This window comes from Pseudoalteromonas sp. ASV78 (assembly GCF_047806705.1).
Taxonomy (GTDB): domain Bacteria; phylum Pseudomonadota; class Gammaproteobacteria; order Enterobacterales; family Alteromonadaceae; genus Pseudoalteromonas; species Pseudoalteromonas prydzensis_A.
Genome location: NZ_JBLOPA010000004.1, coordinates 42081 through 56986, shown reverse-complemented (window position 1 = coordinate 56986; position 14906 = coordinate 42081). Strand labels below are relative to the sequence as shown.

Annotated in this window: 9 protein-coding genes; all 9 read left to right on the top strand. The window is 43.6% G+C overall.

All coding sequences use genetic code 11. The features are described from left to right. The first annotated feature begins 60 nt into the window (after positions 1 to 60). Genes ACMVDV_RS23285 through ACMVDV_RS23245 form a run of 9 tightly spaced genes read left to right on the top strand, consistent with a single transcriptional unit; the run spans position 61 to position 14903 of the window. Positions 61 to 9639: a tail fiber domain-containing protein gene (locus ACMVDV_RS23285; protein WP_416159872.1), complete on the top strand. Its 9579-nt coding sequence runs from the start codon at positions 61 to 63 to the stop codon at positions 9637 to 9639. A gap of 1 nt (position 9640) precedes the next feature. Beyond that, on the top strand, positions 9641 to 10126 hold the full coding sequence (locus tag ACMVDV_RS23280; RefSeq protein ID WP_416159871.1) for a hypothetical protein: 486 nt from the start codon (positions 9641 to 9643) through the stop codon (positions 10124 to 10126). A 60-nt stretch (positions 10127 to 10186) separates the two neighbouring features. Continuing rightward, entirely contained in the window at positions 10187 to 10585 is a 399-nt protein-coding gene (locus ACMVDV_RS23275) for a hypothetical protein (RefSeq protein WP_416159870.1), read from the top strand. A gap of 11 nt (positions 10586 to 10596) precedes the next feature. Then, the gene (locus tag ACMVDV_RS23270) at positions 10597 to 10953 is read left to right on the top strand and encodes a hypothetical protein (protein WP_416159869.1); all 357 of its coding nucleotides are present in this window, start codon (positions 10597 to 10599) and stop codon (positions 10951 to 10953) included. A 49-nt stretch (positions 10954 to 11002) separates the two neighbouring features. Then, positions 11003 to 11374: a hypothetical protein gene (locus ACMVDV_RS23265; RefSeq protein WP_416159868.1), complete on the top strand. Its 372-nt coding sequence runs from the start codon at positions 11003 to 11005 to the stop codon at positions 11372 to 11374. Further along, positions 11374 to 11949, top strand: a complete 576-nt coding sequence (locus tag ACMVDV_RS23260) for a hypothetical protein (protein ID WP_416159867.1) — start codon at positions 11374 to 11376, stop codon at positions 11947 to 11949. The genes ACMVDV_RS23265 and ACMVDV_RS23260 overlap by 1 nt, the downstream gene beginning before the upstream one ends. Next, positions 11949 to 12398: a hypothetical protein gene (locus tag ACMVDV_RS23255; protein WP_416159866.1), complete on the top strand. Its 450-nt coding sequence runs from the start codon at positions 11949 to 11951 to the stop codon at positions 12396 to 12398. Before ACMVDV_RS23260 ends, ACMVDV_RS23255 begins: the two co-directional genes overlap by 1 nt. Continuing rightward, entirely contained in the window at positions 12395 to 13183 is a 789-nt protein-coding gene (locus ACMVDV_RS23250) for a hypothetical protein (protein WP_416159865.1), read from the top strand. The genes ACMVDV_RS23255 and ACMVDV_RS23250 overlap by 4 nt, the downstream gene beginning before the upstream one ends. A gap of 13 nt (positions 13184 to 13196) precedes the next feature. Then, positions 13197 to 14903, top strand: a complete 1707-nt coding sequence (locus ACMVDV_RS23245; RefSeq protein ID WP_416159864.1) for a hypothetical protein — start codon at positions 13197 to 13199, stop codon at positions 14901 to 14903. Positions 14904 to 14906 lie beyond the last annotated feature (3 nt).

Sequence of the window (14906 nt, the reverse complement as noted above, 5' to 3'; positions counted from 1 at the left end):
GTCAGTGATTTAGCCACGACAACCGGCACACTCACATCGCGTATTACCTCGGTTGAGTCGGTGAACAGTAACCAGGCAAGCACACTTAATTCATTGAGCGTTGAGCAAGGCTCATTGCAAGCACGTATGCTGACGCAAGAGACAGCCAGCACTGATGCGGTTGAATCCTTGCGTTTATTGGGTATTAAAGATGGTGAGCTAAGTTCGCAGATCAGCACCGTGGAAACGGCCACGATTGAGAACGCGCAGCGTGTCAGTGATTTAGCCACGACAACCGGCACACTCACATCGCGTATTACCTCGGTTGAGTCGGTGAACAGTAACCAGGCAAGCACACTTAATTCATTGAGCGTTGAGCAAGGCTCATTGCAAGCACGTATGCTGACGCAAGAGACAGCCAGCACTGATGCGGTTGAATCCTTGCGTTTATTGGGTATTAAAGATGGTGAGCTAAGTTCGCAGATCAGCACCGTGGAAACGGCCACGATTGAGAACGCGCAGCGTGTCAGTGATTTAGCCACGACAACCGGCACACTCACATCGCGTATTACCTCGGTTGAGTCGGTGAACAGTAACCAGGCAAGCACACTTAATTCATTGAGCGTTGAGCAAGGCTCATTGCAAGCACGTATGCTGACGCAAGAGACAGCCAGCACTGATGCGGTTGAATCCTTGCGCTTGTTGGGTATTAAAGATGGTGAGTTAAGCTCGCAGATCAGCACCGTGGAAACGGCCACGATTGAGAACGCGCAGCGTGTGAGTGATTTAACCACGACAGCCGGCAATCTAACCTCGCGTATTACTTCGGTTGAGCAAACCACGGCTAGTAGTAGCCAAAAAATAGCCCAACTTGAAACGGTGCAGGGTGATAACAGCAGTAAAATAACGAATTTACAGCAGACCACGGCCAGCAGTGCGCAAGAGATAACCCAGCTAAAAGCCACTGACGCCGCAGTAACCGCCGACATAAGCAGCATTAAGAGTGTCAATAACACTCAAGCACAACAGCTCAATAGCATATCAACACAGCAGGATACGCATCAATCGCAGATCAGCGTGTTACAAACCACGACCGCTAACCAAGCGTCAGTCTCTGAAAGCCTAACCTACAGCAACAATAATGCCGGCGATAAGGTGGTGTGTGTTCGTGCAGCAGACTTTACCGATGCAACGAGCGGCGAACATGCACCTGTTAGTACTCGGGTTTTTGATACAGATGAAGGTGTTGAAGCCCGAGCAACTAACATTTGGGTATATTCTCGAAAGGCTATCAAAGTGCGTACAGATCGCGTTTACAAGGTGCGCTTTAAAGTAAAGCAGCTTGTAAATGGTGATAATGGTGTGTCTCGTGTTTATGCGGGTGTGGTTCCGCTGCGTGAGAATATGAGCATTGCACCAATGCAGTCAGGCGGTGCAGGTACACACCTCTATTGTGCGGTAAGCAGCTATAGCTTAACGGTTTCGCAAGGTTGGAAAACATTTGAGGGGACTATCAGTGGTATAGGGCTAGGCGCTAATAATTTTAGGCCGGATACGGTCTATGTACGCCCGATGTTAATTGTAAATTATCAGTCTAGCGGTAGCCCTGTTGCGTTAATTGATAGCTTAGAGCTTTGGGACGTAACCGAAGAGCAAGCGCTTGATGGTAAAATTGACGTCCGTTACGATGAATTAAAGCAAGTTAGTGATACGTCAGTTAGCCACCTGCAGAGCTTGCAGTTATCAACGGATACAAACCGCACGTTGGTGACAACACAGAAACAAGTGACTGATAGCCATGCAACGCTAATAAGTACATTACAAAGCGTACAAGGTGCAAATTCAGCACAGATCGTCACGCTACAAAACACCACGTCAACCCATTCCCAAACGCTGCAGCAGCTGGCAGTGAGTATTGATAATAAAACCGCCGCTGTTGAAACAAGCGCAAAAGCCTACGCTGATGATTTAACCGGCGCTCTTAAAGCTGAAAAAGTTATTAAGGTTGATGCGAATGGGGTTGTCGCTGGGTTTGGTGTGCTAGCCGATAGTAATACGGGCTCTACGATTTATCTAAGCGCAGATAAAGTTGCTATTGTTCCACCAAATTGGAACCCAAGTGAAACAAGCAAGCGTTTATTGCCTTTTGTTTACAGTGCTGAATATGGCCGTGTTGTTATGGACAAGGCCAGTATTGTTGATTTAACCGCGGATAAGATCACCGGTGGTAATCTTATCGTTGATAACTTTACGACAACGCAAGGGTTTCAAGTTGCACCTGGTTCTATCAAACGCTGGATGCTTGAGGCTGATTTTAAAGATGGCTTGGTAAGAATAGATCCGACCGCTGAAAAGCTCGGCGGCGGGTCAATAGTTAGTGTTAAATACAAAGATTATACACGACAAGCATTTACCGCAATTGTTAAATCCGGCGGTCAACGAGTACCAGTCGCATATCACTTTATGTCCCCAAAGATTAAGCATCCTGGGAAAATCACAATACGTGTGTCTCTTTGGATCAGTGAATATGATTCAAACTATACAAGGCTTTGGATTAAACAGGCCAAGTTGAATAGTGATAAATCAATTACCCTGGTACATCAACCGAATCAAACCGATGTTATTACTTTAGATAGTGCAAGTGACGGTGCAGGCCATCAACAGTTTAGCTATGACGATGATTATCATTGGGATGGCGCGACGGAGGGAATGCTTTATCGGACTTTGATACAAATAGAGACAATACTTATTTCAGGTGAAATAGGAAATTTACTTGATGATCTAGTCTGGGGTGTTAGTACGGATGAGCCAGTTCGATCCAGCGGTGGGGTTATTGCTGATATTCATTGGCGTAATATTGTTGGTGCACCATTATTGGCTGAGAAGAATAAAGCAAACGTATTCACCGCTGATCAGATTGTGCCTAACTTACATTTGAATTCTGGCGGTAAAGTATTTAGCAAACACAACAACAGTTACATTTTAGGTGATCATGGTAACGGCAATGTGACCGTTAACGCTGCAGGTGGAACTTTACATGTTGGACACGTTAACACTACTCGGGTTGACTTTAATTCCCCCGTTAAACTCGCATTCGATACTATTCACAATGGAGTGTTCAGGTCATCCACGTCAGGCACAACATTTCACACGCCAAGTGGGTATATTCAATTAGGCCCACTTAATACTTCATACGCACATATTTACACTGACAGACCGTCTTTTTACTTTAATAAAGAGTTATTTGTTAATGCTCATAAAGTATGGCATGCAGGCAATGACGAACCGCTTGGTAAGTTGGCAAATTATCAAAGATGGACTGGCGTTAATAGGTTTAGTAACACTATAAGCCTTGAAGGGAGCGGTACAAGTTCAGCTAGAGGATTTTACTTTGAAGGTGCCTCTGGTGAGAGACAGCTCGGCATTGGGATGCATTGGAATGCAGTTTCAGGTGATATTACTAATTTTTATGTCGGGGATGGTGATGCTCCCTGGGCTAATACTTACCTTCGCCACAATGGTACGTCTTTACTTGTAGGTAACGGTGTTGGCCATGCAGGTGGGGTTGTATGGCATTCAGAAAATGACGAGCCATTAGCACTAAAGTCACGCACTAACATTTTTACAGCCGTTAATGAATTCAATGCTAAAGCCGTGTTCGATGGTGAAACTGAATTTGATACAAGCAAAGGGTTTATTCTAAAAAGAATGGCAGGCGCTAGTGCCGGTGACGACATTGTTACCCTTAAAGTTGAAGACTCAAGTTTTGATGTAACCATAGATAATCAAACTGATATGCAGGGCGCTAATTATCGGTTCATGCGCAAACTTTCTACTGGTGCAAACCAGATTATGATGCAATTTAGCCCAGGTAATATTGAGTATATGGGTGGCAAGGTTTGGCATGAAAACAACGATGGAGTGGATTCAGGATTAGACGCTGATCTATGGCAGGGAATGAAGCCGCAGGCTATTTTGCCTTTGCAGTCTCAACGTGACTTTACGCTGGGAACGTTGGTTAAAACAGATATTAACTATGCCGTTACGAATGGTGTTCCGTGGTACATGGAAATTACCGGTAACTCGTATGGCGGAAGCCGACCATTTAACACTCAGTTGCAGGGTTACATCTATAGCAACACAATGCTCAATTGCAAAGGTACTCATCATGGACACCCAATAACAGGGATGACGTTGTTTGAGTTTGAAGGGAAACTTTGCTTTTGGTGGCCAACTCAGTCGTATTGGCAAGGGTTTACTATTACAGTGAAAACCTCGCACATTGGAGAAATAGTTAATCAAGTCACTGCAATTCAAAACGCGCATAAACCAACAGCAATAACAAAAAATGTTGCCCTAGATAATTTAATTGCAATGGGCTGGAACAGTTTTAATGACGGCACAGGAAGTGGTTTAGATGCGGATAATGTTCGCGGTATTGCGGGTGATAAGTTTGCGCGTTTAGATATTGATAATACGTTTGATGGCCAACAAGTTATAGACCGCAATCTAACGATGGGACTTAGTGATTTTTCTAAGGCGTCATTGCTAATCAAAAGTCCCACATTCCAACTTGGCTTTGACTCTAACGAAATATTACACAGTGGTGATAACTTAAATATTAAAACGCTTACGAAAAGCGTTCGAATATTTGCGCCGAGTGATGTAGATGGACTGCAGTTTAATGATCATAAGGTTTATCACGCGGGTAATGATGGGATAAATTCAGGCCTTGATGCTGATTTATTCCGTGGCCAAGATGATGCGTTTTACTTAGCAGGAGCAATGCAAGAAGCGGTTACGATCACCGTCGCTGGTGATGCCGATAAGTTTTACCCTGTTTTGTTGCCAGCAACCAGTAAACACCATTTCGCTAAAATGAATTACCACATTGGACGGTCTTATAACGGGACTGCACCTGCAACGTGGAATAACGCGACTCATAAGGGGGGGCTATCGTTTGATTTTAGCTGGTCAGGCACTGGTACGTGGGGTGGTAATGATAGAAACATCACGGTACATAACTTTGATGAAACGTATTCTCGTATGGTGGGGGGCTTACTAAATACCCATGATGGTGTAATCGTATGGCTACGAGGCGGAACAGCGATATATAAGCTAACAACACCGTTAGGTGTTAATCAGCCTTACGAGGTTCACCTTGTTGATTTTGTATCGCGTGGTGGGACTGTTTGCCCTGTGCGCGGTCTTAGTGACATTGATGCGAAAGTTACCAGTGAAGTACTTTCCAAATCAATTTTGAGAAATAACGCGCAGTTGTGGGACAGCGGTCAGCGTGTCTACTCAGATAATAACAAACCAACGCTCGCGCAAATTGATGTTTTAGACGATGTTCATGCTTGGACGGGTGATAATACATTCCAAGGTTCGATACTTGGGCTGGGGGCTGGTACTGCGCTGGTTAGTAATTCACATACCGTATTAAATGGTACGGACAGCTGGCTTCGCACTAAAAATAATGATGGTTGGTTTAATGCAACCCACGGCGGCGGCATCCACATGCAGGATTCTACATGGGTGCGGGTTTACGGTGGTAAAGGTTTTCTTGTAGATAACACCGCGAATAACGCTATATATAGCGCCGGTGGAGTACTTGCCAAAGGTGGTTTTTTTGATTATCACGAAAGCGGTGAAGGGGGGCTAGTTGGCTCTTATAGTCTGCCTGGTCGTGCAACACAACCTCAGATGATATGGACAATTGGCACAAGCTTTACGACACATGCTAATCACTATGGTTTGGGCTACCGATATGAGCCTATTAACGGCGTTGTGACTGGTAATGAACATACTATTGTTGGCGTTCAAAATGGTGCTGTTAATTATCGACTTGGTTTAAATGGTAATGCCTGGTTTAAAGGTGGACTTAATGCTCAAACGCTTTATGAAAATGGCATTAACATTGCGGATAAATATTTATCTGTCGCGGGATTAAGCTATAACACGCCAGCATCGTTTGCATTGGCATTTAAGCGAGTAGATGAATTTAACCAGGCGATAACAAGCGGTGAACTTGATACGTCTGCATACAGCACGATAACACCGAGTATTATCACAGGCTTTGTAAACTCAGTAATGGGTCATTTTAATACTGTCATAGCGGACAGTACAAACACCCGTTATTTAACTGCTCGCAGTATTGAAGTGACAGGGAGAAGAGCGCTTGTTAATAATGCCTCTGCATCTGGTCATGTTGATGGGTGGTTTTCGACAGCGAGTTCAAACACGTCCGGAGAAGCAACAGCCCTTACGCTATCAAGCGTATCAGATCTTTTAAGTATTGATGGCGCTAACGTTACGACTATTCGTGAAGTCACAAACGGTAATCGTTGTTATAGCCATGCACCTACGGAGGTTGATCATAACGCTATTTACGAATTAAGTGTCACCTTATATGCAGGCGGGGCAACCCTTGCTGGCACTCGATACTTCGGTATTGTTGCGCGTGGTGGTGCTAATTTAGGATTGTCGATACATAATGTTCAGGCATATGATGCTGCCACTAGATCGCAGGGGAACAATACTTCAAATCCTTACTTTTATGCCAATTCAAGTGATTGGGGAGTGCCGGTTACAGTTAAAGGGTATGTGGTCGGGGCTAACCGCTCAGTTGATGAAGTACCAGAAACTGATAACCCGATATTTAAGTTGACTACTGCAACAACCCACTTATGGATGAGGATTTTAAATTGGGCTAATAACGGCACTGAAACAGTGCTGCATATTTATAACCCAAGTATGCGAGAAGTAAATACCGGTAAAATTGTTACCCATAACCTCGTTGCGGACATAATCACGGCTGATAAAATTGCCGCTAATGCGGTTCAAGCAAGCCATATACAGGCTGCGAGCGTTAACGCATCGCATATACAAGCTGGTGTTATTGGCACTAATCATCTTGCAGCCAATAGCATTGAGTCTGGGCATATTAAGTCGGGTACGATCCAAGCAAGTGATATAGCTTCAAATACGATCACGGCATTACAAATATCAGCTAATGCGATAACGGCTAGTGAATTATCTGCAAATGCGGTGAATGCAGACCATATATTGGCAAATAATATCCTGGCAAAACATATCAAAGTGGACCAGGTAAACGCTACGCATATAGCAGCTGGATCAATATTAGCGGAACATATCACAACAAACTTAATTGATTCTGCACATATTAAAGCCGGCGCAATTGATGCGGTGCATATCAGTGTTAATACAATTGGCGCTGATAAAATACTAGCGAATGCCATTCTTGCAACGCATATAGGCGTTGATGTTATTAATGCTGGGCATATCTCGGCAGGTAGTATTAAGTCAGAACATGTTGAATCAAATGCGATAAAAGCAAACCATATCACCGCTAATGTGATCACCTCTGCACATGTTGCAGCCAATACGTTGACGGCCGATGAGATAGCCACCGATGCGATTGAAACGCGACATTTAAAAGCGTTTTCAATCAATGCTGAGCACATTAATAGCGCGACGTTTGAAACCCGACATTTTAAGTCGAGGATCATTGAAGCCAATCATATTAAAGTGACGGCACTGAACCAGGTGAATAACTTTAGTTTAACCGGTGAAATGGAAGGCTGGTCAGGCTACAGCGGTAATTTGGAGCTAATATCAAGAGATTCTGAAACAGTTCAGGCGCTGGGGATTGAAACAAGCGGTGATATGCAAGTTACCGGGGATTACTTTGAAGTTGATCCTGACAGTATTTATGAATTTAGCATTACAATTCACAGCAAACATGCAGATGCAACAGGGACGCGGTACTTCGGCTTGAATGCACAAGGTTATGATGGTGGATCGCTTGGCTTACGACGCTTTCATTATAGTGGTACTCGAGAACTGAGTTCGGGTAATGATGGGAACCCTTATTTCTGGTCTGGAGAATGTTTTAATGGCCAGTGGCTTACGATTACAGGGTATGTAGTTGGGGCTAACCGTAGTGTCAGTGAAGTGCCAGCCCGCGCTGAAGGTAACCCTGCGGGTAATATTTTTCAGATGCTGCATGGCACTAAAAAACTGCGAATGCGCTTTTTGAATTACTATAACAATGGTGTCAGTGTTAAAAACTGGTTTTATAGCCCAAGTGTTAAACGGGTTGGCGGCGGTTTAATTGATACGCCAAATCTAATAGCCGGCGCTGTTGTTGCAGAAAAGATTGCAGCCAATGCAATAAATGCAGGGCATATCCAAGCTGCAAGTATTGATACTGCCCATCTCAAAGCAGGTATGATCACAGCTGAAAAGATTGCAGCCGGTGCGATCACCGTTGATAAGCTCGCTGCAAACTCAGTGAGTGCAGTAAAAATAGCTGCAAACTCAATAGATGCCACTAAAATTGCAGCCGGTGCGATCACTGCGGATAAAATAGCAGTGAATGCAATAAACTCTAGTCATATCGATACAAGCACTATTAATGTTGAATCATTATCTTGGGGTAATAATTCATTCTCTACAAGAACTGTCACCGATGGTAATTCATTATTTAGTACAGGATTTTATGTAGAAGGTAATGCATCGGGTCCTTACGATAGAACTGTAATGACGTTGAATACATTAGCCCATGCTGGTATTGGCTTACATATTGATAGCTCTAATGCCGTATCCTCAGATTGGGGCGCAGGTCTAAGAATAAAGTCTGCAAACGTACCATGTATTGTTGCTTATAATCAGAACGCACATGCCGCTGTATTTTCAACGAGTAACGCAAATTCAGCCGCTGTACGCATTATGAATGAAGTTGGAAGTAATCGAACCTGGGGTGGTGCTTTAAGTATCGACGGTGACGTTATTATTGAGGGGGTAACTAAATGGGCTATTGCAGGAACAGCGCATCAAAGAGTTGACCCAAGGCCGGATGGTTCATCTGTTGAAGCGAGAATGCACTGGTACGGTGTTAATCAAACGGGGGGAACAGCTAGAGCTAGGCACTCTTTTTACGATGGATCAACTTACCTCCAGTGGGATGCTTATGACGGGGGGTTTCATACTGACGGGTATGTCCAGGCTAATGGTGGTTTAAGACAAGATGGCCACATCATTCTCAATGGTGGTGACACATGGCTAAGAACAAAAAATAATGACGGGATATTCTTTAGTAGCCACGGCGGTGGTTTTCACATGGAAGATTCTACGTGGGTGCGAGTTTACGGCGGGAGACGACTTTATGTACCAAATACAACCGCTGAATCGATAAAGAGCGAAGGGGGTATTAGGTGTACAGAAGGGCGGTTTTCAGGAACGGTATGGTTTTACTATTCTGATCAGCGATTGAAAACAATTCAAAGTAGAATTGATCCGCTTGAAGCACTCGATAATGTAAATAGGTGGACTGCGGCGTTTTATAAAGGCAATGAAGTTGCAGAAAAATATGGTTTTGATTGTGACGAATTGCAAATAGGTTTAATGGCGCAAGAAATTGAAAAGGATTACCCGCAATTAACTACTATAGCGCCGTTTGATTCGGACGAAAATGGAAAAAGCATTTCAGGACAGAATTTTAAGACATTACAATACGAACGCACCACAGCGGTTCTCACCGCTGCTTTACAGGGTGAAACAATCAGGCGTAAGCAACTTGAAAACAAAGTTTTTAAGATGGAAAAAATGATGAAAGAAATACTCGCGAGGTTATAAAATGGCAATTCCAGCAAGCGGTATTTTTGATAGTAGCCAAATTAGAAATGAACTGAATAAAAGCGGTGTGTTTACTTCTGCTGACGCAAGGGTGCTCTCTGGTAAAAGTGGTACATTTTCTACCGCAGACCTTCGTGGTAAAAGCCTAATGTCTGTTACACACGCATCTTTAAACGTGCAGACGCATTATGTAGAAAGATATGGTGATGTATCTGTTCAAGTGGCTGCGCCGGTAATTACTGGTGGTATATCACCGTACACATATTATTGGAGGTTCATTAGTCCTGACGGTTGCTATTTCAATAGCCTTACAGTGGCTAGACCTTATATTAGCAAGTATGCGGGTTTGAATGGAGGAACAATTAACTGCTCCACAGAAGTAACTGTTACAGATAGCAACGGTGCCACTGCGAGCGCTATTGCAAATCATGTTATAAAATACCAAACATACGCCCTACCTCCAGGTGGTGGTGGGATTGAACCGTAATTCATTTTTGCGGCGTAAATACACGCCGCTTATATTAGTCATTAAAACAAAGAGGTATATATGGAAAACATCATCGTTAATAATTTTATTGCTCGTAACTCGACGCCATACGATAGCGTGTTAGTCACGTTAAAAGAGCTAAGTATTACGCGTTCTAATAACACAACTATTAGTTTGGGCGCTGATAATATTGAAAACACGAATTCACGAACGAATGTTACGTTAAGCTTTCAATTTTCAGTATTCAAAGATGAAGAAGCGCTAATTGGTGGTGCTGAAGCAATTGAAACATTGCGTGTCAGCAATCCAGATTATGTTGAAGGTGTGGAGCATCCAGTGCCTAAAAATATCGAGTATTTTCATTTGGCGCTTACTGAATCGGTGACAGATTTACAAGCAAAAGAAAAAGCCTATCAGCACTTGATTGATATGAATACAATAGAGGTCGATTTAACTTAGGAGTAAAACCAATGACAGAAAAATCAGCAAAAATGCCAAAACGCTCAAGTTCAACAGGGCCAAGTGATGGGCAAGTTAACTCTGATTTAGCTAAAAGTGTCTCTACACTGCAAGGTGATGTGCAACAGTTACAGCAAGTAAACCAGCAATTACACACAGAGTTGCAGCAAGCAAAATCGAAAGGTTATGACCTATTTATTAAGTTAGATGATGCGTATGCTAACCATCAGCAAGCAATTAAAGTTATTGTTTCTGTTGGTGAAAAACTCGGTGTTAAAGTTGAAGATGGCAAAATCAACTTTGGTCAGGTACTAGATGCGGTGGAAAGCTTGACTGCAAAGTCTAGCGGTTCAGTGTCTGCGGAATAGTTTTTTTACAAATATAAATAAACCGTTTTGGTTTATTTTGTGGTGATCTATGAAAATAACGCCGGCGTTTGCTAAGCGAATTTTAATAGAGACTGCGACTAAGCACGGTGCAGAGCATGAGGCTGATAAAATTTTATCGGCCTTGGCCGAGCAACGTGCTTTTTTGTTTGTCTCGCGAGCACAAGATGGCTTTGTGGTGTTGCGATTTAAAGGGGCGCTTTGTTGGGTTGATTTTGCATATTGTAATAAACCAGGTGCTTTTCGCCGTTACTTGGGTGAGTTGCTTGATATTGCAACAAAATTTGGCTGCAACAGCGTTGGCTTTGAAACGAGACGTAAGGGCTATTTTAAAGTTATGCCAGGTTATGGCTTTAACTGCGTTAAGAGCCATGACGATGTTTTTGAGTGGAGGATAGGCTAATGGGTGGTGGTGGCGATAATACTGTTGAAGATACGCCAGAACGTAAAGAATTGGCGAAGATCAGTTATGAAAAATATGCTCACTTTGAAAATAACTTATTGCCTGTACGGGATGAGTGGGTTGGTGAAATGCTGGCGGGAAATGATGACTCAAAATTTAAGGCATTAAATAACAAAGTATCAGTTGGTAATACATCTGTTTTTGGTGGCCAACAAGCGCAAGCGAGTAAGGCGCTAATTAATCGTGGTAACAATCCTAATTCTGGAGTTTACCAGGCGGGTATGCAAGATGTGGTTAAGCAGCAGCAAGAAATCGGCGCTGATGTTATTAACCGTTCTACGAGTGTACAGCAAGATAATTATGTTAAAGGGTTGGGCGCGGTCGTTGCGCTTGGTGAGAAAAAATCAGCACAGGCGGTTGATGGACTTAATACGGTTGCTGGTCAGGCAATGGATTCTGCGCGTTCTGATGCACAATCTCGTTCGCAAAAAAGCAACATGGTTAAAGATGTTGGGCTTGGTCTTGCTGGTTATACCTACAGTGCATCTAGTAAAAATGATGGAGGTGATGACTAATGTTTCAACATCCAAAAAATAGTGTTCAATCATTCAATAATTTTAAAAATGGACCCAGCAATTATGGTGGTCGCTCTGTCAGTGATGATCAATTTGCTTCAAAAGTGTTTGGTGATATTGCTAGGAAAGACTGGCAAGACTACAAAAATACGTTTATGCCCGTTCATCAGCTTTTTAGTGATGCAGTTATGAATGATGATTTAACCAAACAGCAGCTTGAACGTGTGCCAGGTAATATTGAGCAGCAATTTGCACAGGTACAAGGGCAAATGGATGCGCGCAATTCGCGTATGGGATTGGCAAGTACTGAGTCTCCTAATACAGCAAGTAGTCAAGGTTTAGCAACGGTCTTTGCTGAGAACCAGGCTAGAAGTCATGGTAAAGAACGCCGTATGGCTGCAATCGCAGGTGCGAATATTACGCCACAAGATACGAGGGTCAACCAATGAGTTATGGCTTACTTGATCTAGGTAACTCGCTTGAATCGCAAGGTCGAGCAGGGTTGAAAAGTGCGGCTGAGCAAAATCATCAGCGTCAAATGGCAAATGATCAAATTGAACGCCAGGAAGATGCAGAAGATGCACAAATTGTATCGACGTCCTTGGGGATGGGGTTAGATAAAGCGTATAGCAACTATGCAGCGAATGAGGCAGCAAAGAGCGCAAGCTTACAAGCTAATCCTATGACAACGACGCAAATCGGCGGCGAGGCTGTACAGGTTCAGACGTTGGACGGTGCTACAGGCTCTTATGCGAGTAGTCCTGTAAGTACCACAGTGGGTGCCGAAGGTGCAGTAACTGAAGCTATTGCGGCAAGTCCGGTCGATACAAGTATTGCCAATGGTTTGTCTTCTGCCACAAGTACAACAACCGGCACAGCAGCTACAGGTACAGCGACAACTGGTGCAGCAACAACCGGTGCAGCAACAACTGGAGCAGCAACAACTGGAGCAGCAACAACTGGAGCAGCAACAACTGGAGCAGCGGCAACCGGTGCAGCAACAACTGGAGCAGCAACAACTGGAGCGGCAACAACTGGAGCGGCAGCAACTGGAGCCGTAACAACTGGAGCAGCAACAACTGGAGCAGCAGCAACTGGAGCAGCAGCAACTGGAGCAGTAACAACTGGTGCAGCCGCTACAGGTAGTGCTGCATCAGCAGCTGCAGGTGCGAGCGCTTTTGGTCCTGTGGGCTGGGCTGTGGCGGCGGGTATTTTAGCTGCATCAATATTATAAGAAGGTTTTTAGTATGAGTTTAACTAATTCGTTTGCCAGAGGTGTTGCGATTGAGCAGTCAGTTCGTGAATCGCATAATAGAGATAGACGCTATGAGGAACAAAGCCAAAAGCAAGATGAGCGCTTTGAAGCTCAGAACAAGCGAGCTGATGAATCCCATTCGTTATCTATGGCGCGAGGTGGTCAAGGGTTGGCTGCATTAAATGCAGAAATGAGCCATCGTGAATCTATGCGACCGTTAGAATTGGCGACTGAGCAAACAAGGCAGCAAGCGGCAAATGTTGGGCTAAAAAATGCGGAACTTGGGTTAAAAGAGCAAAAGCATAACTATAAGCGGAAACTAGAAAGTGAAGATTTAACTAAACGAAAGCAGCAGGCCGCTTATCTTTACCCGATGGTTATGGAAACATTAGTTAGCTCAGGCTATGACTTTGGTGCTGTCCATGAAAAGTACCCTGAGTATTTTGATTTAACTAAAGATATGCACAACGACTTTAACTTTCAGTACATGATGGACCCTGAGCAGCAGCAGGCAATTTATAAAGCCGCTGATTTATTAAACCCAAATACGCCATCGTCACTGCGGGATGAGGGGGCGCTTGATGTTATTAATACGGTATTTGCTGATCAGATAGATCGTGGTGAGGGGGTGAGTCGTGAAACCGGTAAACCGATTGCAAACAAGCGTATTTCTCAAGTTTATACGGTGCCAGGGCAACCAGGTAAGTTGGCGCTAGAGTTAGATGTTACCGATAGTGAAGGGAACACATACAAAGCTCCACGTACTAATAATGCAAGTACTGATGATAATGACAATATTAAATTAATAGATGCTAAAAAGGCCATGGGTTTACTACAAGCTAAACAAATGGCTGCACAAACAGTTGAGAAAGCACTTCAAGCAAATCCTGATGCTCAAAAGCGCATACAAGCTATTTATTCAAGCTTGAATAATAAGAATAAGCCACTTGCTGATGGCTATATGAACTACGGTAATTCAACCATTAAGTTCGATGATGCGTTTAAAATTTATCAAAACTACTTGCCGGATAAACAAACAAATCCCGATGAACATCGACGTGCAACGCTTGCTATGCCATGGAGTACGTTTAAGTGGGCTGGCGGTGATGAAGAGAAAATGCAAATAGCGCGTACTGCGATGCAACGTAACATGCTGGTATATCAGAAGTTAGAGCAGCGTTTAAGTGAAGCTGAAACCGGAGGTGAGCAAGAGCGTATTTTAAATGAGATGCAGCAGTTTATTGTTGATCCGGTTGCTGAATATAATGCTAGGCAAACAGCTAAAATAGAGGGGTTATCAAATAATGCCAATGGCACTGAAACCCAAAGTGCCAATGGCACTGAAACCCAAAGCGCTACTTTACCCTCTATTCCTAAACGCGAAAAAATGAGCATAGAAGATTTCGCACTAATGGATAAAGGTAAGGATAGTAAACGCAATACAAGTCGTCCATTTTCACGGCGTGACGCACCCCATTCATACAGCATCAATACGCGAACTCTTGCAGAACGTTATCAGCAGTACAGTAAGGATATTGATGAAGAGAATAAAAATCTAGAGCTACAGCACCAGCGTGATTTGCGAGAAGCGCGACAAAGAAAAATAAACCAACTTACCCAAACTCTTGAAAAAGGCAATCTTGACGATGCGGGAAGAGCTGAATTAAGAAAATTACTAGAACAGCAAGTAGCAAGGTAAATA